Here is a 352-nt window from a genome sequence, read left to right on the forward strand (position 1 = left end):
ACTGCTGCCGCGCGTTTCGCCGAATTCGTGGCAGCGGCATGATCGCTCAGGCAATGTCCCTGCCGCGACAGAGCGACGGCATCGGCGCGCTCATCCTGCTGGTGGCCGTGCCCACAGGCCTGGCACTGATGCTGACCATCTTCGATCTCATCAACCTTTTCCCGACGCACTTGTGGTGGCATGCGCTCACCGCTCCCGACACATCCGATCCAGCGCAGTTGCTGTATCGCTATGCCTTCCTCCCGCGTGTCGCGGTCAGCATGCTGGCCGGCGCGGCACTTGGTCTCGCCGGTGTCATCATGCAGCATGTGCTGCGCAACCCGCTGGCCGAGCCGACCACTATCGGCACCAA

1 protein-coding gene is annotated in these 352 nt (G+C 64.2%); it reads left to right on the forward strand.

The annotated features are described in order from the left end of the window. Window positions 1-38: 38 nt before the first annotated feature. Window positions 39-352, forward strand: a 314-nt coding sequence (locus EOB49_RS34910) for an iron chelate uptake ABC transporter family permease subunit (protein ID WP_164781984.1), incomplete at its 3' end; no start/stop codon positions are given.

It is taken from the genome of Mesorhizobium sp. M7A.F.Ca.MR.148.00.0.0 (genome assembly GCF_003997735.1).
Taxonomy (GTDB): Bacteria; Pseudomonadota; Alphaproteobacteria; order Rhizobiales; family Rhizobiaceae; genus Mesorhizobium.